Origin of the sequence: Fenollaria sporofastidiosus (assembly GCF_943169635.2) — a bacterium.
GTDB lineage: Bacteria > Bacillota > Clostridia > Tissierellales > Peptoniphilaceae > Fenollaria > Fenollaria sporofastidiosus.
This window is the reverse complement of the sequence record NZ_OW968186.1, coordinates 979,753-1,004,816: the sequence shown is the minus strand read 5'-3', so window position 1 is coordinate 1,004,816 and position 25,064 is coordinate 979,753. Positions and strand designations below refer to the sequence as shown.

The window sequence follows — 25,064 nt, the reverse complement described above, 5'->3', positions numbered from 1 at the left end:
GCTATGAGAGAGGTAAAAAATGACAAGAATAATAATTGATAGTGCGAGTGATTTCACTCAAGATGAAATTAAAGAATTTAATTTAGAGCCCTTATATGTAAGCGTTATTGATACTGATGACATCGAGACTGTATATCGTGACGGACTTGATATAAAGACTTCACAAATATATAAAAACATGAGAAGTGGTAAAATCTACAAAACTAGTCAGATCAACCTTAACCAATACCTAGAAGGCTTTGAAAAGGTTTGCAAAGAAGGCGAAGACTTCATCTACATCTGTCTTTCCTACGGCGTTACTACTGCGTGGGACTCATCTTGCATGGCGATAAATATGCTAAAGGATAAGTATCCAAACATCAAGATGGTATCTATAAACTCCAAGTCTATGACTATAGGTGAGCAGCTTATCGTTAGAGAGATGATAAAGATGAATAATGAAGGTAAGTCCATCGAAGAGCTTGAAGAAAGAGCTAATTTCTTAGCTGGTAAGGTTAAACACCTCTTCACTGTTGAGAACCTTGAGTACCTTTACAGAGGTGGAAGGATATCAAAGGCAATCAAAGCTGTTGGTCAAGTTCTAAACATAAAACCACTGCTTGCAAATGATGAAAACGGTGCGTTAATTTTAAAAGACAAGGTGCGCGGCGAAGCAAAACTATATAAGAAGATACTAAGTCTTTACTTAGAAGATGCAAGACGCAATCCTGAGATACTAGAGCACACTATCATCGGTCACACTGATAACTTAGCAAACGCTCAAAAACTATACGATATGATAAACGAAGAGTTTGATGCAAAGGACATAACTATTAGAGAGATAGGTACTGCTATAGGTGCTCATGTCGGACCAGGCTGCTTAGCCATAGCCTACATCGACGAAAATAATTAAGATATCAAGGTCAAACTTATTAAAGCTTGGCCTTTTTTAACGCAAAAAATCCTGATCGTTTGATCAGGATTCTTTTATTGATTATATTAATTAAAATTTTGTATCAACATAGTCACTTGTTAAGTCTATGTTAAGCTTTCTGAATAATTCTATATCTGTTAGATTTAACATAGCTGTTGAGTGTGCTCTTAAATTTCTTATCTTAGATAGGTTGTCTATGCAAAGCTTTGCACTCGGATTAAACATCTTTGATGTAGCAAGGCATATAAGCACTTCTTCAACATTAAGTAGTGGGCTTTCCTTCTTTTCGATGATGCCCTTAACTTCTTTTATAGGTTCAAGTATTGCCTTGTCGATTAGGTGTAATTCATCAGGTAGCTTAGATATATACTTTAGTAAGTTTAGTACAGCAGCCGCTGCAGAGTCCATTAGCTCGCCGTCTCTACCTGTGATGATAGTATCTTCATACTCGATAGCAGTAACGTTTGAGTTAGTGATGCCTTTTTCAATAAGCTCCGCCTTTTTATTTCTTGCAGCAACCAAAGACTTTCTGTCTTCAACAGTAAGGTTAAGCTCTTCCATAAGAGTCTTTATCCTTTGTGCTTCGTCCTTCTTTTGATTAGTCATCTTATAAATAAGAAGCGCCTTTAGGTACCTTCTGATAATCTCTTGTCTTGATGCCTCTCTAACAACTTCATCGTCAATAATGCCAGACTTGATTCTGTTAACACCCATATCAGTTGGTGACTTGTAGAACTCCTCACCCATGATCCTATCAAGAATCTTCTTTAATATAGGGAAAGCTTGTACGTCTCTGTTATAGTTTACAGATATTTCACCATAAGCTTGTAAGTGGTATGGGTCGATTTGATTAACATCACTTAAGTCAGCAGTTGCAGCTTCGTATGCAAGGTTAAGTTCATGCTTAAGAGGCATGTTCCACACAGGGAATGTCTCAAACTTCGCATAACCTGCCTTAACGCCGCGCTTGTACTCATGATATAGCTGCGATAGACATGTAGTCATCTTTCCACTACCAGGTCCTGGACCAGTTACAACTATGATAGGCATAGTTGTCTCAATGTATGGATGCTTGCCAAAACCATCTTCAGATAAAATTTTGTCAACATCATTAGGGAAGCCCTCAGTCTTGTCATGAAGGTAGACCCTCATGCCTCTTGCTTCCACGTACTCTTTAAACTTATCAACGTTTTCGTCCTTTTTGTAACGATTGATAACAACGCTGTTGATCTTAATACCCTTTGCCTTAAGTCTCTCTATAAGTCTGATAGCCTCTCTCTCATATGTTAGACCTGTGTTATTGTTAAGCTTGTTAGATATGATGTCTTGCGCATGTATAGTGATGATGACCTCCATCCTATCCTTTAACTTTTCAAGCAAAACAGTTTTAATGTCCTCGTCATAACCAGGAAGCACTCTTTGAGCGTGCTTATCGCCAATTAATTTGCCACCAAACTCCATATAAAGCTTCTCAAACTTTTCAACCCTCTTAAGAATATAGTCGCTTTGTTCCTTTATATATAGTTCATTTGAAAAACCAAGTTTCATGTTTTCACCTCGTTAAGATTATAACATATGAGAATCTTTATTACAATTATTTTTTATTGCTATGAAAAAAATTTTTTAATGGATTTACATTTATTAAAATGCTTTTAACGCAAGAAAATCTTAGGACAAAAGCCCTAAGATTTTTTGTATAGTTTATCTATTGTTTTTGATAAGTAATTTAATTACTCGATTATTTCTATCAGTAATGATAGATGCATATAATCCGTTAATTTGCATTGTATTCATACTTAACATTTGAGTTAAGCTATAATCCCCAGTTACATCTGTATTTCTGTTTATAATATAACCAATTCTGCTATTCACATCATCATATATTATAGTTTGATCCACACTTGTGACATCAACCTTTGCAATTTTAAATGACTTTTCATATCCGCCATATCTGTTGCTATATGGATTTGGGTCAGTATCGCTGTATGCATATAATTTTGGTAATCTAGCATCTTTTTTATCAACGCTAAAGTAATAAGGCTTACCTACTTCTATACTTCTAACTGAGACATTATTAATATCTATAACATAATCAATGTTTCTATTTGAATAGTCATCTAAATAAATATAGTTGCCGTCAATTTTTCTTACGTATCCTCTTATTACGTCTCCATAATAAGTTCCACCGTTATTATATCTTGAGTCGATAACCATAATCTTCTTGATATTATTGTCTTTATCCTTATCAAGTATAACAACTCTTGATCCTGGACCTATATCTCTAACTCTAACATCTCTGTCTCTTCTTAAATCAAAGGTATCTGCTCTTAGGTCTGAATCATAGTAGTAAGTTTCTCTGTTTCTATTGTCATCATATGTTCCCTTAGGATATAAAACTATCTCGTAGTCTCTACGATCTCTTGATCTGCTATAGCCATAGTTTGAAGATACGATATACTCGTTATCAAAGCCGTCACCAATTGTGATGTATGAAACTTCATCATCATTTCTTGAGTCTGTTTCGATTTCTACATATACTGCTGTGTTGCTACTAACAAGGCTTCTAAATGCATCAGCTGTCAATTTGCGTTCTCTTCCGTAGTAGCTGTTTCTGTTGTCATATCTGTCGTCATATATATCATAGTCTGTATCTCTTCTAGGAAGTTTGTATCTGTTTTCTCTACCATTTAATGAAACGATAGTGATTTCTCTGTAGTCTACTCTCTTAACATATCCTTTATAATCATCTGAAGATACTGTTACTTCTAATGTCTTAACTTTGTCATTGTAGATACTTGCTCTAACTTGTGAACCAGTTCTAACATCGTAAAGGCTCTTTGATCTATTGTTAATTGTTATTGATGAGTCAGAGTCAACTTTGAATACTCTTGAAACTTTGTTTTTATTGCTGTCTGTATAAGAAATCTTAATTTCTTTATTGTCGTTATCAACGTTTGTTACTTCACCTTCAAGGTTAAATTGTACTCCCTTTGCATCAATAGAGATTGCTTGCATAACAGGTATTGATTGTTTTGCAGTAACAGTTACTGTTTGTCCCACTAGTAAGTTTGTAAGGTTTCCTAATTTGCCATCAACTGTGATAAGTGTTGCAGCGTTTAATGAGAATACTTTGCCTGTGCTTGTGTTGTCATTTACTACTAATATAGCTGTTGCACCTGTAGTTGAGAATTCAGTGATAGTACCTGTAACTACTGTTGGTGTTGGGTTAACAGGTTGTACAGGTTGTACTGGTTGAACAGGTTGTGTTGTGTTAGCTCCGTTTCCTTGTGTAGCTTGATACTTAAGAGCTAAGTGTACCATCTTGGCAACTTGATCTCTTTGAACAGCTTTGTTGCCATTGAACATACCGTTTCCACTACCTTGTGGTGATAAAACTCCAGCGTCTATCAAACCAGCAATTAATGCTCTTGATTCTTCTGGAATATTGCTTGTATCCTTGTAAGGAAGTGATATAACTGGGTCATTTGACTTCACACTCATTGCTCTTGCAAAGTACTCTGCAAGATTACGTCTGCTTAGTTGCTTATTTGAGCTAAACAAATTTAATTTCTTAGCTGCTTGTAATGTCTTCATATTTATAACTTGCTTTGCTAAGCACTTAACAACATTATCTTGTGCCCAATCAGGTACTCCAAGCGCTACTACGTCCTTTAGCCAAACTTTTCTTGCAGCTTCTAATCCGTTTTGATCATATTGTGTAAGTATAGCTGCAAACTTCATTGCTTCTAAAAATGAAATTGATTTTTGTGGTTTAAATGTACCGTTAGGATATCCATCGATATATCCTTGATTGCTCATCTCGTTAATAAAGCTGTATGCCCAATGAGACTTTGGTACGTCTTTGAAAGTTTTTGCGCTTACTGTGTTAGTAGGTATAAATGTCATACATAACATTAGTGCAAGCACTAAACTAAATACTCTTTTTAAGTTATTTTTCATAAGTTTACTCCTTTCATAACTAGTCTTCTAATTCTTATGTATTAATTATACCACATAATCAGTGAAAGAAATGTTACAAACAAGTTAAATATAAAGGCTTTTACTATATATTAATTAAAAAATATGTTTTGTAACAAGAACTTAATATACGAAATGATTATTATATAGTATAATGTAAGTGGAGTGGTATGCATGAAGAAAAAAATTACACTCTTCTTATGCTTTTTGATGTTCATATCGTCCTTTGCTAATGTATATGCAAAGAATATGGTCGATCAATACAAAAAAAGTGCCGAAGAGTTAAAGTCATACAATATAATACAAGGTGATGCCTCAGGTGATCTTATGCTTGATAAGAATCTTAAGAGAGAAGATTTAATTATTATTCTTTCGAGACTGATGAATGATGAAGAGAGAGCAAAAAAGTATAGCTCTGAAACAAAGTTTACAGATCTTAAGAATGTTAACAAGATTTACTTGCCATATATCAACTGGGCAGTATCCAATGGCTACATACATGGTGCGAGCAAGGACAAGTTTGGCTTTGGTAGCTATGTAACCGTTAGACAGTATCAAGCAGTGCTACTAAGGATACTTGCCTACACATCCGAAGCAAAGAAGTGGGACGCTGTCTCTGACTATGCAGTGACATATGGCCTTATGGATGGCTTGGACTTAAACGGTGACGACTACCTTAATCGTGGTGAGATGGCTCTTATGACAACTAATGCATTGAAGACTCCAAAGAAGGGCTCGACTCTTAGCCTATTAAAAGTTTTAAATTTAAAAAAATAATATATGATCTTGGTCAAGCTATATAAGGCTTGACCTTTTTTATGCAAAAAAATAACAAGCACTCATATGAGTACTTGTTCTAAAACTATATTTTAAATTAATCTTTATAAGCGTAGTAGTACATCGTTATTAAGATCATACCACCTGCTATGTTACCTAATGTGACAGGTATTAGATTGTGCACTAGGGCAAGCATATCAAAATTACCACTTATCATCATAGCTATAGGCAAGTAGAACATATTAGCAACGCAGTGTTCGAAACCGCATATAACAAAGATTGCTACTGGAAAGGCTGACGCAAAGATCTTAGCTGTAATCTCTTTACTTGCTGTGCTCAGCCATACTGATAAGCACACTAGTATGTTGCAACCTATGCCCTTTACAAATAATACAAAGTAGCCTTGCGATGTCTTTGCGTTAAAAATGTTTACGAATAATTCCTTTGTACTGTCAGACAATATGTTCGAATAATAAACAACGCAAACAAAGATAAGTGCTCCAATGAAATTATATATAAATATCTTGAGCCAGTTGTATATGATGGTGCTTAGTTTACTTCTCTTGTCAAGTGCCGCTCCAAACATAAGTATGTTTCCTGTGAATAGTTCTGCACCCCCAACTACTACTGCAACTATGCCGATGGTGAATGTTAATCCAACTAAGAGTCTTGTTATTTGTGGATTGAAACCTTTGCCAAGGCTGTTGATTATAGTTGATGCAGCTCCTCCCATGGCTATATACATACCTGCAAGTAGTCCTAAGAAGAACTGTGTTCTCGTTTTAAGCTTTGTCTTCTTTACACCGTTGTCCAAGGTCATGGACAATATCTCTTTCGGGCTGAAATTTTCTTTTTCCATAATAATACCCCCTATGCTTATATTATACAAGCATAAGGGGCTATAAGTCAAGATTATAAATTTTCTTTTAAGAAGTCCTCTATCTTCTTTATAGCTTCGTCCTCGTCATCACCTTCAACTATGAACTTAATAGCTTCACCTTGCTTTGCTTGCAAGCCCATAAGTCCAAGTATTGACTTTGCGTTAACGTTTTTTTCACCCTTAGCTACCTTTACATCGCTTTTGATAGCTGCAAGTAGTTTTACAAGTAGACCTGCAGGTCTTGCATGTATACCTATAGGGTCTGTGATTGTGTATTCGAATTCTTTCATAGTAACCTCCTTATAAATTAATTATTCTACTCTTTAGTTCAAGTATCTGTCCTGGATTAACAGATAGCTTGTCAAATTTATTCTTTACATAAAACTCAGTCATCTCAGGGTCGCTTCCAAGCTCGCCGCACACGCTTATCTTTACGCCGTGCTTCTTTGCATTTGCGCATGTTATCTCCATCAGCTTAAGTAGTGCTTTGTGATGAATGTCTCTGTGCTTTGATATCTTTTCATTTTGTCTATCAACAGCAAGCGTATATTGTGTTAAGTCGTTTGTGCCTATACTAAAGAAGCTTACTTCCTTTGCAAGGTCATCACTGATGATTGCTGCGGCCGGCGTCTCTATCATGATGCCTACTTCGATGTTCTCGTTAAATGGCACGCCCTTCTCTCTAAGTTCATTAAATATCTCTTGAATAATCTCTTTACTCTTCTTTACTTCCCATACATCGTTAATCATAGGAAGCATAATTTTTATATTGCCATAGTGAGATGCTCTGATGATGGCTCTAAGCTGTGCTTTGAATAATTCTTCATTGTCAAGGCATATCCTTATTGCTCTATAGCCTAAAGCTGGATTTTCTTCTTCAGGTAGATTTAGATAATCAACCTTTTTGTCCGCGCCTATGTCAAAAGTTCTAACTATGACTTCCTTACCTTGCATAGCCTCGGCAACGTACTTGTACTCCTTGAACTGTTCTTCTTCCGTTGGAAGAGAGTCTCTGCCAAGGTATAAAAACTCTGTTCTAAATAGTCCTATGCCCTCTGCACCGTTGGCAATAGCAAGCGGCAAGTCTTTAGACTTACCAATGTTGGCGTAGACGCTTATATGCGTACCGTCTTTACTGATGGCTTCTTTTGTCTTTAATTTTTCTAATTCAAGCCTTCTTGCCTCTTCCTTCTCTATCCTTTTCTTTACATCTTTAAGCAAAGCGTCATCTGGATCTATAATGAAGTCTCCATTATATGCATCAAGTATGGCTAGCTTGCCATCAAGCTCTTTATCAAGATCACAGTCTAAGTTTACAAGCGATGCTATGTTCATAGACTTTGCTAGTATTGCTGTGTGTGATTGTGTTGAACCTTTAACTGTAACGATTGCAAGAAGTTTATCCTTGTCAATGTTTAGAGTTTGACTTGGCAATAAATCTTCTGCGTATAAAATAACTTTCTCATCAAGTCCTTCACTAAATGAATTCTTAATTCCAAGTATGTTTTTAATTAATCTTTGCGATATGTCTTTAATGTCTTTTGCTCTTTGACTAAAATACTCGTCGTCCATGCTGTTAAAGACTTCGTAAAATTTTTCTTCTGCTAAGCTCACAGCATATGCAGCGTTAAACTTCTCTTCGTTTATGTTTATTCTAATTTCGTCTTGATACTCTATGTCTTCAAGCATCATCTTGTGCACTTCGAAAATCTGTGCCTCTTCTTCGCCTGCATCCACTTTTGCCTTCTCATATAAGCAATCTAGTCCTTTGATGGACACTTTTATAGCCTCATCAAGCTTTGCAAGTTCTTTAGCGCAGTCATCAATCTTTTCTTTACTAATAACAATCTTCTCATCACTAAAGACCTTTACCTTGCCTAAAACAAGACCTTTGTTAGCTATAGTTCCTTTAATTATCCTCATTTACTCCACCTATTTGTTTGCCTCTTATATATACATCGGCTATGTTTAAATCTTTATCGACTACAACAAAGTTTGCATACTTGCCAACTCTGATGCTGCCATACTTATCATATATGCCAGCTTCCTTAGCAGAGTTTACTGCTGCAGATTTAACTAGTGATTCAAAAGGTACGCCTATCGAGTAAGCATATCTAATGCAGTCAAATAAATTACTTGCACTGCCGGCAATAGTTCCCGACTCGAGAGTTGCCTTCTTGCCCTTAACATATACATCTTGTCCACCAAGGCTATACTTGCCATCAGAAAGACCAGTTGCCATCATGGAGTCAGATACAAGTATGACTCTGTCGTCGCCAAACATTGCATATATCATCCTTATTACTGAAGGGTGTATATGTACACCATCTGTTATAAGCTCAACCATGACTTCAGGGCTGTCAAAAGCTGCACCGCATACACCAGGGCTTCTGTGTTTAATGTCGTTAAGCGCATTGAATAAGTGTGTTACCGATTTTGCTCCAAGGTCAAAGGCTTCAAGTGCAGTATCGTAATCGCAGTCAGTATGTCCTATGGATATGACAACCTCGTCTGCTCTCTCTTTAATAAAGTCCTTCGCTCCTTCTACCTCAGGTGCTATGGTTATCTTTTTGATTCTATTATTAGAAAGCTTTTGGTACTTGTCAAAGTTATCAAGACTTGGCACGGCTAAGTATTTTGGATTTTGCGCACCTATCTTGTCCTTTGATATATATGGTCCTTCCATGTGCACACCAATAAACTCTGCTCCCTTGCCTCCTTCATACTCACCAATCGCTTTGAATATCCTTTCAAGCTCTTCGTCTGCTAAGGTCATAGTAGCAGGTATGACTTGTGTAACACCATTTCTTGCTTCATACTCGCATATGGTATCGATGGACTCCTTAGTTCCATCACAAAGGTCCTTGCCCATCGCTCCATGGAAATGTATGTCAGTTAGTCCTGGTATGATGTAAGTATCTGCATAGTCTTTAACGATGTCGTCACTACTGTATACAGTGAAGATCTCTCCACTCACAGCAATGTCCCTTCTAATAAATTTACCATCGCAGTAAACATTAGCTCCCTTTATAAGCATAGTAACACCCCCTGATAATTCACTTAAATTAATTTTACTTAATACTAAGTGTCTCTATACTCATTCTACAATAAATATCTAATTTTTGCAAACAAATTTTTGTTTAGTATTTCTAATTTCGAATGAATATGGTATAATATATATAATAATAGTAATTATTATTCAATTTTATTAAGGAGGTCATTATTATGATGAAAAAACTTCAAAACCTAGGTAAGGCTTTGATGCAACCAGTAGCTATACTACCAGTTGCTGCTCTACTAATGGGTATCGGTTATTGGATCGACCCTAATGGTTGGGGCGCTAACAGCATCGTTGCTGCATTCTTAATCAAGACAGGCGCAGCTATACTTGACAACTTAGGAATTATATTCGCAGTTGGTGTTGCTTATGGTCTATCTAAGGATAGAAACGGTGCAGCAGGTCTATCAGGTCTAGTAGCATTCTTAATCGCAACTACACTTCTTTCAGCAGGTACTGTTGCAGTATTTAGAGGAGTAGATGTATCCGAACTAGCTCTAACTGACGGCTGGCAAAAGATGAACAACGGTAACGTATTCGTTGGTATCATCTCAGGTCTTGTTGCAGCATTGGCATACAACAAGTTCTATCAAGTTCAACTACCAGATGCTTTTGCATTCTTTAGTGGTAGAAGACTTACTCCTATCATGACATCTTTATTCATGATAATCGTTTCAGCAATTCTTTACTATGTATGGCCTATACTATTTGGCGCTCTAGTTGCTTTCGGTGAAGGTATTGAAAGCTTAGGTGCTATAGGTGCAGGTATATATGCGTTCTTTAACAGACTACTAATACCTACAGGTCTTCATCACGCACTAAACTCAGTATTCTGGTTTGATATTGCTGGCATCAACGATATACCTAACTTCTTAGGCGGCGCAGCTTCTCTTGAAGCAGGTACAGCTGTTAAAGGTGTAACAGGTATGTACCAAGCAGGTTTCTTCCCTGTAATGATGTTTGGTCTTCCAGGCGCAGCTCTTGCTATGTATCAAGAAGCTAAACCTGAAAAGAAGAACGTTGCTAAATCATTATTAGTTGCAGCAGCATTCGCATCATTCTTCACAGGCGTTACTGAACCTCTTGAATTCTCATTCATGTTCTTAGCTCCAGCTCTATACTTTGTTCACTCACTATTAACAGGTATTTCAGTTGCTATCGCAGCAGCTTTCCACTGGACAGCAGGTTTTGGTTTCTCAGCAGGTTTTGTTGACTACTTCTTATCATTAAGAAACCCAGTAGCTAATAACCCTTGGATGCTAATTCCACTTGGACTAGTATTCTTCGTAATCTACTACTTCATCTTCAAGTTCTTCATCAGAACATTTAACTTAAAGACTCCTGGTAGAGAAGATGACGATGTTGAAGTAAGCGCAGATACAGTTACAAAGAACAATGACTTTGATGAAGTTGCATCTATCATCATCGAAGGCCTTGGTGGAAAAGATAACATTGAAGACATCGACTACTGCTCAACTAGACTAAGAACAAGCTTAGTAGATGGCGCTAAGGTTAACGAAGCAAGAATTAAAGAAGCAAAAGTTTTAGGACTTATCAAACCTGATAAGGATTCAATCCAAATCATTATTGGACCACAAGTTCAATTCGTTTTTGATAAGATTCATGAAAATCTTGGCAAATAATTTAAAATAATTACTATATGGACTCCGATTAAGTTCGGAGTCTTTTTTTTGCGCATATAAAAAGGCGAGCATCTGTACTGCCCGCCTATCTAGTATATACCTTATTTAATTTTCTAAGTAAGCTCTCAATAGTTTCTCTGTGTTCTCTATCGCCTTGATATTTGTCCTTTCAATATGATGTGACGCGTCAGTTCCCACACCTATGCAGGCGAAGTTTAAATTAAGTCCTGCGACTGCACCAAGTGATCCGTCTGATCCATATCTTTGATGAACATCTATTGCATAGTCAATTTTATTTTTAATTGCTAAATCTTCAAGTCTGTCTCTAAATTCTATTGGGTAAGGTGTCCTTGAATCTTTTGCAACTATAGTTACCTTGTCTTCAGCTGAGTTGTTCTCATAGCTAACTATACCTATGTCAAGAGCAAGTACCTCATATGCATTGTCTGGTACATAGCTTATGCCGTGGCCAAGCTCTTCGAAGTTTGTAAAGTAAAACATCGTGTCACATGCGAGCTCAATATTATTATTAAGTACTTCTTCCATCTCATAGATCATGATTGCTGCATGAAGTTTATTATCTATGAAGCGTGATACAAGAAAGTCTTCTGTTACTCTTGTGCGCGGCTCAAAGGCAATGAAGTCGCCAACAGCTACGCCATGCTCTATAGTTTCTTCTTTACTAGATGATACTATGTCAAGCCTTATCTCTGTCGAATGTCTCTCTCTTGGAAGAGTCTTTTCCCTTTCGTCTTCCATAGTGTGAACGCTCGCCTTATTTGGAAGCACTGTTCCACTCACTACGCCCTTCTTTGTATAAACTCTTACTAACTCTCCTTCAAGTGATGCGTACATAAAGCCGCCTATGTTTTCAAACTCTAATCTGCCGTTGTCCTTAACTCTTGATACTATGCCTCCAAGTGTATCAACATGAGCAGTAACTATCCTTAGCTTAGATGAATCTTTTCCCTTCAATATAGCATAAAGAGCATTCTTATTTGTTTTCTCTAAGCTCAACTTACCTTTGAAATGCTCTTCTATATAAGTATTCACCATCTGGCACATGCCCGATGGTGAATCTATTTTTAACAAATTTTCTGCTATATCGAGTATTCTCTTATTTAACTCCTTCATAGTCTTCTACGTCATATCCAAGGTCTTCGATAGCTTTCTTTGCCTTTGCTAGATCGAATTCTTCCTTGCTTTCGATATTAACGTGACCTGATGCGAAATCAGCTGTTACAACGTCAATTTCATCAAATTTTTCTAATGCCTTTTCAATAGCTTTGCTACATCCTTCACATTTCATTCCGTTTACTTTTAAAATTCTTTTCATTACTTAATCGACTCCTTATAAATTGATTCTATAGATTCTTCCATATGTTTATTAAACTCTTCATCTGTCATACTTGCCTTTGCTCCTTCAGTAAGTGCTCTTGAGAATGAAGCAACGACTCTGTGGTTTCTTCCAAGTCTTTCATTAGACTCTTCTCTTGTATATCCACCAGAAAGTGCTACTATCCTTAAAACATTGTCGTAGTCATATAGTGGTAGGTATAGATTGTCTTCTTCAGGTAGTGTAAGCTTTAACATGATGTAGTCATCCTTATCTAGCTTTTCAATATTGTCTTTTAACTCTTGTAATAAGATCTTTTCAATCTCGCCCTTATACTCTGCATGTATATCAACTTCTGGCTCAATTATAGGTACGAAGCCTTTAGCGATGATCTTTTTAGCATAATCAAATTGTTGTTTAACTACTTCTTTGATGCCTATGCAGTCGAACTCTTTGATAACTGATCTCATCTTAGTACCAAAGATACCTCTTTCCTTCGCTCTTTCAAGAAGCGAGTCAAGCTTAGTCATCTCTTTCATAACTTGTACGCCATTTTCCAAATCAGCAAGACCTTGGTCAACCTTAACGAATGGAAGTATCTCTAATTTATTCCATAGGTAGTCAGCTGTCTTCATACCATCAATCTCTCTATCGATAGTCTGTTCAAATAGTATTGCTCCAAGTATGTGATCCTTATTGAAGCTTGGTGCTTTGATGATTCTTGTTCTCATATCGTGAACAAGCTTAAACATCTCATCTTCAGATGAGTACTTATCCTCATCAATACCATATAGTCTTAAGGCCTTTGGTGTTGATCCACCACTTTGGTCTAAGGCAGCTATGAAACCTTTTCTGTTTCTAGCGATGTCTAATTTTTTGCTATCCATAAATTTCCTCCTCTATTCTACTTATATCTTAATCTTAGTGAGTTTGTAACTACGCATACTGATGAGAATGCCATCGCAGTCCCTGCAAGCATAGGTGTTAGTAGTCCTAGCATGGCAAATGGTATGCCAACCACGTTGTAGAAGAACGCCCAGAATAAGTTTTCTTTGATTATCTTCATGGCTGCTCGCGATAGTTCTAAAGCTCTTACAACACCAAAGATGGAATTGTTTAATAAGCTTATGTCACTTGCTTCTAATGCAACATCTGTGCCTGATGCGATTGAGTATCCAACATCTGAACTTGCGAGACTTGGTGCATCATTTACACCGTCACCTACCATGGCAAGCTTTGTGCACTCGCGCTTTATCTCTTCTATGGCTTTAAGCTTATCTTCTGGAAGCAATTCTGCCCTGAAATCATCTATACCAAGTTTACGAGAGACGTTCCTAGCGACAGTACTATTGTCCCCTGTAAGCATGTATGTCTTTATACCCATAGCCTTGATCTTAGCGATTGCTTCTTTACTGTCACTTCTTAAGCTGTCTTCAATTGCAAAGTAAGCTACAGCTGATTTATCTACAGCCATGACTATGACAGTAGCGCCCTCATCTAAAAGTTCTTTCATTATGTCTTTGTCGTAAGCTATGCCAAGCTCGTCAAAGTATCTTTCGTTCGATAATATTATTTCCTTGCCATCAAGCTTCGCGCGTACACCCTTGGAGTGAATTGCTTCAAACTCATCAGCTTCTATATAAGAAACTCCTCTATCCCTTGCATAAGATGATATTGCTTCGCTTATTAAGTGCTCTGATTGGTTCTCAGCACTGTAAGCATACTTTAAGATGTCAGCATCACTCATTGATGATTTGTTTATAAACTTAGTAAGAGCAAGCTTGCCTTCTGTAAGTGTGCCTGTCTTGTCAAAACATACTGCATCGACTTTAGCATTTGCTTCCAAAACTTCGCCAGACTTTATAAGTATGCCTGACTGTGCTGCTCTACCAGTTGCTACCATGATGGCGGTAGGTGTTGCAAGTCCCAAACTACATGGGCAAGCAATAACTAAAACGCTGATTGCGTTAATAATACCTGTATTAGCGTCCTTAAATATAGTATAAATCAAAAAAGTTAAAAATGCAATAGCCATTACCGATGGAACAAAGACATTAGCAATCTTGTCTGCCATCCTTTGCACCGGCGCCTTCGAACTTGCTGCGTCGTCAACCATCCTTATGATGTTAGCTAGTGTAGTGTCGTCACCAACCTTTGTGACCTTGAACTTAAACGTACTAGGTCCGTTGACAGTCGATCCTATAACTGCGTCACCTACCGTTTTATTCACAGGAAGGCTCTCGCCTGTAATCATCGCTTCATTGATTGACGCCTCGCCTTCTATGATGACTCCGTCTGAGGCGACCCTCTCACCTGGTCTAACAAGAACGATGTCATCTACTTCAAGCTCGTCTATATTAATAGTCTTCTCAGTGCCATCTTTAATGACAGTTAGAGTATCGACTTTTAAATTTTGTAATTTATCAACTGCTTCGTTTGTCTTTGCCTTCGCCTTAGCTTCCATAAGCTTACCTAGTAATACTAGTGTAATGATGACTGCTGAAGACTCGAAGTATAGATGCGGGTTCGATATAAACATATTGTATATGCTGTATAGGTAGGCAGCTGTGGTGCCCATAGAAACAAGCACATCCATGTTAAAGGTCTTGCTCCTTAATGAGCTGATTGCTCCTTTATAAAACCTATGTCCTCCAAAAATTTGTACCAAAGTCGCAAAGGCAAACTGCCACCACGGATCCGCATAGAAGACATGCACTCCTGCCATGTGTAGGAACATAACTGAGAAAAGTGGCAAAGCAAATACTAAAGAGATGATAAAGTCGCGCTTAAGTGTTTTTATTTCCTTCTCTCTAAGCTCCCTTTCCTTAGCTATGTCACGGCTCTCTTGATAGTAGCCAGTAAATCCCGCTCTTGAGATGACAGCTAAAATATCGTCACGGGAAATTAGATTTTCGTCATATATAACTCTTGCTCTATTAGACGATAGATTGACATTAGCTCTTGAAACGCCATCTTGCCTTGATAATACTTTTTCAAGCCTTGCCGTGCAAGCAGCGCAGCTCATACCTTGTATTAAAAAATTATCCTTCATATAATCACCCTTATCATTATACCCATTTTTGTGGTATAATAATTATAAGAAAGGTTGTGATGATATGGACGCAATAGAAAACCTATTGACAAGAAGAAGCATAAGAAAGTTTAAAACTGATGAAGTACCTCGTGATCTACTTGAGAAGATAATAGAGTGTGCAAAGGCTTCACCAACAGGTATGAATAAGCAAGAGAGACTCTTCACTGTTGTGACTAAAGAAGAAGATATACAAAGACTAGCCTCCGCCATCGCAAAGTCACTTGATAGAGACGACTACCGCATATATGATGCAAAGGCTTTAATCATAATAACTGTGCCTGAAGATCTAAAGCTAGGCGACGCAGACACATCAACTGCCATGGAAAACATCTACTTAGCAAGCCATGCGCTTGGACTTGCATCTGTTTGGATCAATCAACTAAGAGGCAACAAGGACGAAGGCGTAAGAGAAGTATTGAATTCATTTAAGATTCCAGCTAATCACATCTCATATGGACTAATGGCTTTGGGATATGCTGATGAAGTTCCAAAGGCAAAAGAAAGAACAGAGAAGGTAGTTTATATATAATGAGAAAGAAAATTGGTTTTATAAGCGACACACATGGTGGCATCGACGAAACACTAAGAGCGCTTGAAGTGCTTAAGGACTGCGAGACCATATACCACTTAGGCGACGTCTTATATCACGGACCTCGTAATGCACTTCCAGGTGATTACAATCCAAAGGATCTTGCTGCATACTTAAAAGAGCGAGACAACATTATCTACGTAAGAGGTAACTGTGACAGTGACGTCGATCAGATGGTAACAGATAAGGACCTTACAAACAAGATGAGAGTTCTTGATATCAATGGCCTTAAGACTATGCTTATACATGGCTATGAGGAAACAGAATTTGCAAGGCTTGAGTACGCAAAAGACTCCGGCATCAAGATGATAGTTACTGGCCACACACATATAAAGGTCTTAGATATAAAAGACGGCATCATCTTATTAAACCCTGGTTCAACAACCATACCTAAAGATGGCATCGCCTCAGTTGCTATGATGGACGACAAAAAGATAAAACTCATCAACATATATACTGAAGAAGTATTGAAAGAAATCGAATATTAGATTGAAAAAAAAGAAGTCTACGTTTAATTACGCAGACTTCTTTTTCTTTATTATAAATTTTAGAAAAACCATTAAATTAATTACTATCAAAATTATTATTATAATATTTTGAAATAGATTTATATTCATATTTATACGCATTGCTTCTCTTAGCTCGTACATAATTCTTCTGAACTTACCAAGACATAAAATTAATGCTATAGATATAAATTCTATAATTAAAAAGACTTTTTCATTTGCTCTGTTCATAAATAGTGAAGTTATAACTGCAAGTGCAATAAAAACGTAGTATATATACCTTGAATGCACCCTCATATCTAGCCAAAGGCTTAAGCTAATAAGGCTTGATACAATCGATGCGGCTAAAATTCCTACTACTATCGCAAGGAGTAAATTAAAGAATTTCTTCAACTATTTTACTGTGTATGTGATTGCTACTGGAGTTCCATCTTCTGGTGCTTTGTCAGCATCTACTGAGAATGACACTTCTTTTGTTTCTTCAATAGCACCTAGTGGGTATTCACCGTTACTTGTAATACCAACGAAGCATGAATCAAGACATGTAATGCATCCTGTGTTGAATTCTTTCGAATTATCAATGTTTCCTGAGAATCTGATGTCTAAAGCTTTACCGTTTGAATCTTTAACTACTTCATCAACACCTATTGGACTATCTTTGCCTTCCCATGTTAAACTTACATCAAGCTTAGAGCCTTCTGTCTTAGTTGTTGCAGCATTGTCAGCATTCATGTTGTTACCAGCTTCAGCTCCTACTTCAACTAAAGCGTCGTAGAAGTCTACTGGAGATACATAAGATGAAAAGATTGACATATCGCTTAACTTGCCATCTTTAAAGATTGCTAAGTGTCTTGTTGCTTCTGTTTCAAATTTTCCGTTGTACTTAGCATAGATTGTTACGCTCTTAGAGTCTTTATCCACTTTTAGTGGATTTTCTTCTGTAACGCCATTTAATGTTGCAGTATCTTTATCATCTGTTTTTTCTTCTGTGTCGCTTGATTCTTTTGTTTCAGTTGCTTCAGCTGTCTTAGTTTCTTCTGGTTTAGTATCTGTTTTTGGTCCGCATGCAACTAATAACATTGAGACCATTAATAAGATTGCTAAAATTTTAATTTTTTTCATTTTTTCCTCTCCTTTAATTTAGGCTTTCTAAAATTAACACACATATTATTATAACACTAATACATGTAATTTATTATTGGAATATTATATAGTTTTTTATTCTTTTTTATAAAATTATCAATATTAAATTAAATCTTGCTAATATTGCAAAGAAAAAAGGACTCTCACGAGTCCTTCTTTTAGAATTTATTAGCTTTTTAGAACTTATTAGCTTCTTTTAAAAATGTCCATTACCTTCAAGATAATATTTTCAATCATGCTCTTTGACTTCATCTTCTTTTCATAGATGGAGTCCTTCACATTGCCAAGTAAACCATTAACTGCACCATAAGCATTGTTTGCAGTGTTTGCAACTTGTGATGTGATTCTGTTTACAGTACTAATCGCGCTATCAGTAATACCCATAGCTGTATTAGTAAGTCTAGACACATCAGATGTAACGCCGTTAATGTTATTCATAATGCCTGCGATATTAGGTCTTAGATCATTAACAAGTCTACTTACATCATCAGTAACGCTTTTGATGTTTGGTCCAAGATCTCTTACAAGGTCCTTAGTCTCTGTTGTAATCTCTTTGATGTCTGGTCTTATGTCGTCAACAAGTCCGTTAACATTACTTGTGATACCGTTAACATTGTTCATCACTTCAGGAAGTTTAGCTACTGTTTGACCGATGTTAAGTCTGTTCTCTTCCATCATGTTCTTCATAGTGCTAATTGATGAAGCGATTTTAATGAATAGATAAGCTAATGAACCTAGTGCTGCTATGCCAAAAACTATTAGCACACATTTTAATATATACATTGCGTCCATTATATCACCTATTTCCCAATATTCTTAAATGCGTTTTCTACATCCTCTTTAATTTCTTTAGCTTTGTCTACTGCTTCATCTTTTACATTTTCAGCAGCATCTTTAGCTTCGTCAATCTTTTTTTCAGCTTCGTTCTTTAGTTCGTCAGCCTTTTTTTCAGCTTCGTTCTTTAGTTCGTCAGCCTTTTTTTCAGCTTCGTTCTTTAATTCTTCAGCTTTTTTAGCTGCTTCATCTTTAATCTTGCCAAAATCTATGCCCATATTATCACCTATTTCTTAGCCTTTTCTACTTCTTTTTCAACATCCTTCTTAACGTCGTTAGCCTTCTTTTCTACTTCTTTTTTAGCTTCAATTGCTTTGTCTTCTGCCTTATCTTTAAGCTCTTTAGCTTTTTCTTCAGCTTCTTCTTTAAGTTCTTCAGCTCTTTGAGCAGCTTCTTCCTTAAACTCTTTTGCCTTTTCCATAGCGCATTGACCTAGCTCTTTTGCTCTTTGAGTTGCATTAGCAAGGCCTTCTCTCATGTCGTTATAAGTATCTCTACTCTTCTTAGCAATCATCTCTCTAGTTTCTTCACCACTTCTTGGTGCAAATAGATAGCTTGCTGCAGCACCTGCTGCTAGTCCTAATAAAGTACCCATGGCAATGTTGCCAGCGTTCTTCATTCTTTCTTTTCTTTGTTCTTCTCTCGCTTTCGCTGATATGAAATCAAATAGTCCCATAATATCACTCCTTTATATTTTACTATTATTTATATACCCACTAAGCGCATGAATAAAACATAAAGAATAAAAAAAGAAAACTAATCGAACTTGATTAGCTTTCTTTCTAAACTATTTATCATATTGTAATCTATATAAGTCGTAGTAAAGACCCTTCTTGTCAAGAAGCTCTTGATGCGTACCTTCTTCTCTAATAGTACCGTTCTTAATAACGAGTATCTTGTCAACGTGTTGTATAGTTGATAGTCTATGCGCTATGGCGATAGATGTCCTTCCTTTGATAAGTTTCTTCACCGCGTCTTGTATTAAAAGTTCTGTCTCTGTATCGATGTTGGCAGTAGCTTCATCAAGCACGAGTATCTTTGGTTCATATACTAGTGTCCTTGCAAAGCTAAGTAGCTGCCTTTGACCTGATGACAGTGTCGATGCCCTCTCCATAACAGGCTCGTCATACTTGCCTGGAAGCTTTTGTATAAAGGAGTCGGCATTAACATACTTCGATATCTTAAGTATCTCTTCGTCTGATATCTCTTTGTTAAGTTTGATGTTGTCCCTGATAGTACCTGAGAACAAAAATACATCTTGCAAGACAACGCCTATGTTCCTTCTAAGGTCTTCTTTTCTTATGTCGTTAATGTTGATGCCGTCGATTAGTATCTCGCCTTCGTCTATCTCGTAGAACCTTGTTAATAGTGATATGATTGATGTCTTACCTGAACCTGTAGGACCTACTAAGGCGATGGATTCACCCTTCTTTATCTTAAAGGATATGTTCTTAAGCACAGGCTCGCCTTTTATATAACTAAAGCTTACATTCTTAAATTCAATCTCGCCTTGTACGTCGTCAAATTTAAGTGGATGCTCTGGATTTTTGATCTCGCTATCGTCATCAAGTATGGCAAAGACTCTCTCAGCCGATACCATGGCTGACTGCGTGATGTTATACTTCTCTGTTAAGTCCATGATAGGCATGAAGAACTTCTTAAGGTAGTCGATGAATAGATAAAGCATACCGAAGTACATAGTCTCATTTAATACTTCTTTCGCACCGAAGTAGATAAGGCTCGCTATAGCGATATTTCTTATTATATCTATACCAGGTCTATATATAGAGACTAGCTTTACTCTTCTAAGCATAGTGTCTCTGTAGTCAGAGTTGGCTTCGTCGAACTCTCTGTTAATCTTGTCTTCCTTGCCAAAGATGTGTATCAATCTCATACCTGAAATATTTTCATTAAGCTTAGAGTTGATTAGTGATAGCTTCTTTCTCGATAGAGCAAGTATCTTTCTTATCTTGTCTCTAAAGTATATAGAAACGACTAGTATGATTGGCAAAGTAATGAAGCTTAGTAGACTTAGCTTTAAGTCCATTGACAACATAAAGAGCATGATACCTGCAAGCATAAATATGTCTTTGAACAATGTTATCATTACGTCTGTGTACATCTCACTAACAGCTTCTATGTCGTTAGTAAGTCTTGTTGTTAGTCTACCTATGGCGTTTCTATCAAAAAAGCTAAGCGACCTCGATATGATGTGATCATAAACTTCGATTCTCATGCTGTAGATCATCTTTTGTGACGCCACTGTTATGGACATCGTTTGCAAGTAGTCAAGCACGAAGGTTAAGATGATTGCAAGAAGGAAGTACAAACTCAGTCTGTTTATGGCTTTAAAGTCCCTCTGTCTATACGCTTTAAACTCACTAGGGCTCACTTCGTATATGGCGGTCTTTGTTTCGTCACCCGACTTGTATAGGTAGGCTCCGTCTCCATCTTCTTTTAGATGAAAAGCGCCTCTGCCTTCATACTCTTTCTTCTCTTCTTTACTAAGATCACTCTCTCTTATTAAGTATGGAATACCACCTTGCATATTATCCTTAGTACGAACTACGCTTAAAGTTTTTTCATTAGGGCTTGGGTACTCATACATCCTAATCTTTTCGATTTGTATATGCTCGTCTATGGCAACCTTAATTAAGTATGGACTAAGGAGCGCAAGACCTGTTAGTATAATTATCATCACGAAAGTCGCGATTAACTGTAGGGTATATGGTCTTGCATATGAGAGCATTCTCATAAAGGTGTTTTTGGATTTCTTGCCTTGATAATTTATATCGTCTATGTTTCTTTCCATCATTCATCACCTCTATTTATCTTTTGCTCTAGTAGTTGATCTTCATATAATTTATTGTATCTACCGTTAAGCTTAATTAGTTCATCATGAGTACCTCTCTCGACTATAGCACCGTCTTCTATGAATAATATCTCATCTGCATCCTTTATAGTTGAAACTCTATGTGAGATGATGATCTTCGATGCGCCTCTTTCGTCTCTATTAAGATTTTGTAATATCTTTTCTTCAGTCTCAGTATCAACAGCAGATAAGGAGTCGTCCATGATAAGTATGTTCTTTTCCTTTGCTAAGGCTCTCGCTATAGAGACTCTTTGCTTTTGACCTCCAGATAGAGTTACGCCTCTCTCACCTAGTATGGTATCAAAGCCGTCCTTAAAGTCCATGATGTCATCATATACTCCAGCTATCTTGGCGTACTTTTCTATGGTCTCATCATCAAGCTCATGCTCGTAGTGAAACTCGATGTTCTCTTTAACAGTCTTTGAAAATAAAAAGTCGTCTTGTGGCACATAAGAGATGTTCTCCCTTAGTGAGTTTAGTTTTATTTCTCTTATGTCGTGACCATCGATAAGTATCTGACCTTGATTCACTTCGTATAGTCTTAGCATAACATTAACTATACTCGACTTGCCACTACCAGTCCTACCTAGTATAGCAAGTGTCTTACCCGGGCGTATCTTAAAGCTTATGTCTTTAAGTGCATATGGAAGGTCCTCTGCGTACTTAAACGAAACATTTTTAAACTCGACCTCGCCTTTTGTGTCTTTCAAGTCGATGGTATCTTTCGCATCAACTATCTCCGGCTCGGTATTGAATATATTATTAAGCCTGTCCATGGATGCAGCGCCTCTTTGCATAAAGACTATAACCATACCAAGGGCTCTCGCTGGCCACATCATTAGTCCTAAGTATGCATTGAAGGCAATGAAGTCCCCTAGTAGCATAGTGCCTTGCATAACCTCTTTTGCTCCGAAGAAGAGTAAGAAAAGGTAGCTTAGGTTGCTTAATACTTGTATAAATGGATTGAAAAAGCTTTGCATTTTTGCAAGTTCAATGTTCTTGTCGTAGTACTTAAGGTTCTCTTCAATAAAGAGCTTCTTGTTCTCTTCCTCTTGACCGAAGGCTTTGATGATTCTAATGCCAGAGAAGTTCTCTTGTGCCCTAGTTGTTATCTTGCCATATTGAGCTTGCACTGCTTTGAAGCGTGAGTGAATAACACCACCGAATCTTGTTACTAATAGTATGATAAGTGGTATTGTGAATAAAACTTTTGATGCAAACAAGACGTTTGTTGTTGCAATCATCATTACAAAGTTAAGTATAAGTAAGAATGTTGAGTCGATAAACATGATGATGCCTTGACCAAGAGTCATCCTAACAGCGTTTATGTCGTTAGTCGCAAGACTCATTAGGTCCCCTGTCTTGTGCGTATTAAAAAAATTTTGAGAAAGACTCGTTAACTTCCAAAAGAAATCTTTTCTCAAATCATAGTCAACTCTCATCGAGTTACCTATTATGTAGTTTCTCCAAAAATATCTCGCAACGGCAACCATTAATCCTGTAGCTATAGTAAGAAGTGCATACTTTGTCGCAAGCTTCATAGTAAGGACTCCCCTTTGGTAGTCGTTTGCAAAGTACTTAAGTATTTGAGGTATGTATAACTGAACAACGTCTATGAACAGTAGGAAGAATATCCCTAGTATGTAACCCCACTTGTACTTTCTGAAATATCTTAAAAGAGGTTTTAGTGATTTAAACATATTGCTCCTCCTTTACAAATGTTTCGTGTCCCTAAATATACTTTATCACTCCTTGAAGAAATAATCAAGGAGTGATAGTTGTTTTTTATTAATTTTTACAAATGTATTGGATATGGTCTTCTCTTCTTGTAGATGTATAGGTACTTAAAGCCCTTATCCTTTAGATACCTCTGAGCATCTTTTATACCATATGCAAGGTCCTGTGTATAGTGCGCATCGGAACCAAGAGTTATTAGCTCGCCACCAAGTTCCTTATACATATCAAGTATGTCATCTTGCGGATGGAAGCACTTCATATCAAAGCGAAGTGCAGCAGTGTTTATTTCCAATGCCTTTTCTTTGTCTATGAGCAGTTTTAATATCTCGTAGACTATCTCTTTAGCTGCATCTGTAAACTCGTATTCAATGTCTTTGTACTTGTAGTACCTATCGATAAAGTCGATATGTGCAAGTGAGTCAAAGCTATCAAAGTTCTTTAAGATCTCTAGCATCTGTGTGTAGTACTTAATCTGTCCTTCTTCATAGTCACTAACGAAGTTCTTCTCTCTTGAAAAGATTTTCTCTCCATCTATACTGTGTATAGAGCAAAGTATAAAGTCGAAGGGGTTCTTGCTTAGCTCGTTATACTCATCAACAAGACCAAGCTGAAGGCCAAACTCCACTCCCTTTAATACTTCTATCTCGTTTATGTAAGAGTATTTTAATTTATTTATCTCTTTTAGGTAGTCCTCTATGTTAAAGAGAACTGTTTTACTTTTGTCTTGGTCAAGCGAAAGGTCTATGTGGTCAGTAAAGCATATAGCTTTAAGCCCTTGTTTGATAGCCTCCTTAACCATATCCTCAGGTGGGACCTTGCAGTCAACTGAAAAATTTGAATGCAAATGAAAATCGTACATCTATGCCTCCTATAAAAATTTATCTTTTAAGTTGTTCCAATAACTATCTTTAGCAAATACTATTCTATAAATCTTCTTGTAGTTCATATCAATCTCTACGTACTTAACGTCTTTGAATATGGTCTCCTCACCATCGTTAAGAAGTATAATCTCGCCTTCGTATCTCTTCTTTGGCTCAAGCCTTACTATGAAGTTCGGTGGAACTATAAGTGAGTTTTGTAAGGATCTAAAGGCCTTCGAGTTGATAGGTGCGAGTGGTGTTATTTGTAAGCACTCAAGCTTAGGATGCACAACGCTTCCACGCACCGAGTAGTTATATGCAGTGCTGCCTACTGGTGTAGAGACTATAAGTCCGTCACCAAAGAACCTCTCTAAGTAGTTTGAGTTAATAAAGACATCAAGCTCAACCGCCTTTGAGTTGTTTGCCTTAACAACCATCTCGTTAACAGAAAGCAGTCTTTCGCTTCCGCCCTCATAAGAGACATTAGTCTCTATTAAGTGCAGCGACTCTTGTCTATATTCACCAGCAATATACTCCTCGACAAATCTATCGACATCGTCAATTGAAAGCTCTTGAAAGAAGCCTAAGTGGCCTGTATTGAAACCAACGAAAGGCACTTCGGGAAAATCATTTTGATGCACGCTTCTTAAGAAGGAGCCGTCACCGCCTAATACTATAGATAACTCTGCGTCCTTATTAAAATCTCTAGTCGTAATGAAGCCCTGCTCTCCAAGCTTGTCTTCAAGCTCTAAGAGTATCTTCTTACTTAAGTCGTCGTCTTTAGCGAGTATATTTATAATTCTCTCACTCATATCGTCACCTCTGTATGAACTATTACTTAATT

General features: G+C 37.0%; 24 protein-coding genes. 5 read left to right on the top strand and 19 right to left on the bottom strand.

Translation table 11 applies throughout. The annotated features are described in order from the left end of the window. Positions 1–19: 19 nt before the first annotated feature. Positions 20–892 carry a DegV family protein gene (locus KO172_RS04860; protein WP_215492396.1) on the top strand — a complete coding sequence of 291 codons (873 nt, stop codon included), beginning with the start codon at positions 20–22 and terminating at the stop codon, positions 890–892. A 90-nt stretch (positions 893–982) separates the two neighbouring features. Here KO172_RS04860 and KO172_RS04855 read toward each other — a convergent pair whose 3' ends face one another. Both KO172_RS04855 and KO172_RS04850 read right to left on the bottom strand, forming a co-directional pair. Beyond that, on the bottom strand, positions 983–2,461 hold the full coding sequence (locus tag KO172_RS04855) for a DUF1846 domain-containing protein (RefSeq protein ID WP_215492395.1): 1,479 nt from the start codon (positions 2,459–2,461) through the stop codon (positions 983–985). Positions 2,462–2,614: 153 nt separating this feature from the next. Next, positions 2,615–4,873 carry an S-layer homology domain-containing protein gene (locus KO172_RS04850; protein ID WP_215492394.1) on the bottom strand — a complete coding sequence of 753 codons (2,259 nt, stop codon included), beginning with the start codon at positions 4,871–4,873 and terminating at the stop codon, positions 2,615–2,617. 192 nt (positions 4,874–5,065) lie between these two features. Here KO172_RS04850 and KO172_RS04845 point away from each other — a divergent pair, with 192 nt between their 5' ends. After that, complete coding sequence (locus tag KO172_RS04845) at positions 5,066–5,668, top strand: S-layer homology domain-containing protein (protein ID WP_215492393.1); 603 nt, start codon at positions 5,066–5,068, stop codon at positions 5,666–5,668. 97 nt (positions 5,669–5,765) lie between these two features. Here the strand turns inward: KO172_RS04845 and KO172_RS04840 are convergent, their stop codons facing one another. Genes KO172_RS04840 through nagA form a run of 4 tightly spaced genes read right to left on the bottom strand, consistent with a single transcriptional unit; the run spans position 5,766 to position 9,585 of the window. Beyond that, positions 5,766–6,527, bottom strand: a complete 762-nt coding sequence (locus KO172_RS04840) for a formate/nitrite transporter family protein (protein ID WP_215492392.1) — start codon at positions 6,525–6,527, stop codon at positions 5,766–5,768. 53 nt (positions 6,528–6,580) lie between these two features. Continuing rightward, positions 6,581–6,838 carry an HPr family phosphocarrier protein gene (locus KO172_RS04835; RefSeq protein ID WP_215492391.1) on the bottom strand — a complete coding sequence of 86 codons (258 nt, stop codon included), beginning with the start codon at positions 6,836–6,838 and terminating at the stop codon, positions 6,581–6,583. Positions 6,839–6,848: 10 nt separating this feature from the next. Continuing rightward, on the bottom strand, positions 6,849–8,471 hold the full coding sequence (gene ptsP / locus KO172_RS04830; RefSeq protein WP_215492390.1) for a phosphoenolpyruvate--protein phosphotransferase: 1,623 nt from the start codon (positions 8,469–8,471) through the stop codon (positions 6,849–6,851). After that, the gene (nagA, locus tag KO172_RS04825) at positions 8,458–9,585 is read right to left on the bottom strand and encodes an N-acetylglucosamine-6-phosphate deacetylase (protein ID WP_215492389.1); all 1,128 of its coding nucleotides are present in this window, start codon (positions 9,583–9,585) and stop codon (positions 8,458–8,460) included. Before nagA ends, ptsP begins: the two co-directional genes overlap by 14 nt. A gap of 188 nt (positions 9,586–9,773) precedes the next feature. On the opposite strand from nagA, the gene nagE reads away from it, so the two are divergent. Beyond that, entirely contained in the window at positions 9,774–11,249 is a 1,476-nt protein-coding gene (nagE, locus tag KO172_RS04820) for an N-acetylglucosamine-specific PTS transporter subunit IIBC (RefSeq protein ID WP_215492388.1), read from the top strand. Between the two features lie 105 nt (positions 11,250–11,354). Here nagE and KO172_RS04815 read toward each other — a convergent pair whose 3' ends face one another. Genes KO172_RS04815 through KO172_RS04800 form a run of 4 tightly spaced genes read right to left on the bottom strand, consistent with a single transcriptional unit; the run spans position 11,355 to position 15,637 of the window. Then, positions 11,355–12,383: a M42 family metallopeptidase gene (locus tag KO172_RS04815; RefSeq protein WP_215492387.1), complete on the bottom strand. Its 1,029-nt coding sequence runs from the start codon at positions 12,381–12,383 to the stop codon at positions 11,355–11,357. Beyond that, entirely contained in the window at positions 12,367–12,585 is a 219-nt protein-coding gene (locus KO172_RS04810; protein ID WP_215492386.1) for a heavy-metal-associated domain-containing protein, read from the bottom strand. The genes KO172_RS04815 and KO172_RS04810 overlap by 17 nt, the downstream gene beginning before the upstream one ends. Then, positions 12,585–13,472, bottom strand: coding sequence for a fructose bisphosphate aldolase (locus KO172_RS04805; RefSeq protein WP_215492385.1), 888 nt, complete (start codon positions 13,470–13,472; stop codon positions 12,585–12,587). The genes KO172_RS04810 and KO172_RS04805 overlap by 1 nt, the downstream gene beginning before the upstream one ends. Before the next feature lie 17 nt (positions 13,473–13,489). Further along, positions 13,490–15,637, bottom strand: a complete 2,148-nt coding sequence (locus KO172_RS04800) for a heavy metal translocating P-type ATPase (protein ID WP_215492384.1) — start codon at positions 15,635–15,637, stop codon at positions 13,490–13,492. A 64-nt stretch (positions 15,638–15,701) separates the two neighbouring features. Here KO172_RS04800 and KO172_RS04795 point away from each other — a divergent pair, with 64 nt between their 5' ends. Together KO172_RS04795 and yfcE are read left to right on the top strand one after the other, a co-directional pair. Beyond that, positions 15,702–16,208 (top strand): nitroreductase family protein, encoded by a 507-nt coding sequence (locus KO172_RS04795; protein ID WP_215492383.1) that lies wholly within the window; start codon positions 15,702–15,704, stop codon positions 16,206–16,208. Next, a complete protein-coding gene (gene yfcE / locus KO172_RS04790) occupies positions 16,208–16,756 on the top strand; it encodes a phosphodiesterase (RefSeq protein ID WP_215492382.1) in 549 nt (182 codons plus the stop codon). The genes KO172_RS04795 and yfcE overlap by 1 nt, the downstream gene beginning before the upstream one ends. A 27-nt stretch (positions 16,757–16,783) precedes the next feature. Here the strand turns inward: yfcE and KO172_RS04785 are convergent, their stop codons facing one another. From KO172_RS04785 to KO172_RS04745, 9 genes are all read right to left on the bottom strand, one after another. Beyond that, the gene (locus KO172_RS04785) at positions 16,784–17,167 is read right to left on the bottom strand and encodes a hypothetical protein (RefSeq protein WP_215492381.1); all 384 of its coding nucleotides are present in this window, start codon (positions 17,165–17,167) and stop codon (positions 16,784–16,786) included. Next, positions 17,168–17,896, bottom strand: a complete 729-nt coding sequence (locus KO172_RS04780; protein ID WP_215492380.1) for a YdjY domain-containing protein — start codon at positions 17,894–17,896, stop codon at positions 17,168–17,170. Positions 17,897–18,103: 207 nt separating this feature from the next. Further along, complete coding sequence (locus KO172_RS04775) at positions 18,104–18,709, bottom strand: hypothetical protein (RefSeq protein ID WP_215492379.1); 606 nt, start codon at positions 18,707–18,709, stop codon at positions 18,104–18,106. Positions 18,710–18,717: 8 nt separating this feature from the next. Then, positions 18,718–18,969, bottom strand: a complete 252-nt coding sequence (locus tag KO172_RS04770) for a hypothetical protein (RefSeq protein WP_215492378.1) — start codon at positions 18,967–18,969, stop codon at positions 18,718–18,720. An 8-nt stretch (positions 18,970–18,977) separates the two neighbouring features. Continuing rightward, positions 18,978–19,427 (bottom strand): YtxH domain-containing protein, encoded by a 450-nt coding sequence (locus tag KO172_RS04765; RefSeq protein WP_215492377.1) that lies wholly within the window; start codon positions 19,425–19,427, stop codon positions 18,978–18,980. A 111-nt stretch (positions 19,428–19,538) separates the two neighbouring features. After that, on the bottom strand, positions 19,539–21,566 hold the full coding sequence (locus KO172_RS04760; RefSeq protein ID WP_251320120.1) for an ABC transporter ATP-binding protein: 2,028 nt from the start codon (positions 21,564–21,566) through the stop codon (positions 19,539–19,541). Further along, a complete protein-coding gene (locus tag KO172_RS04755) occupies positions 21,563–23,323 on the bottom strand; it encodes an ABC transporter ATP-binding protein (RefSeq protein WP_215492376.1) in 1,761 nt (586 codons plus the stop codon). Before KO172_RS04755 ends, KO172_RS04760 begins: the two co-directional genes overlap by 4 nt. Before the next feature lie 95 nt (positions 23,324–23,418). Continuing rightward, a complete protein-coding gene (locus KO172_RS04750) occupies positions 23,419–24,219 on the bottom strand; it encodes a histidinol-phosphatase HisJ family protein (RefSeq protein ID WP_215492375.1) in 801 nt (266 codons plus the stop codon). 9 nt (positions 24,220–24,228) lie between these two features. Next, on the bottom strand, positions 24,229–25,032 hold the full coding sequence (locus KO172_RS04745) for an NAD(+)/NADH kinase (protein WP_215492374.1): 804 nt from the start codon (positions 25,030–25,032) through the stop codon (positions 24,229–24,231). Positions 25,033–25,064 lie beyond the last annotated feature (32 nt).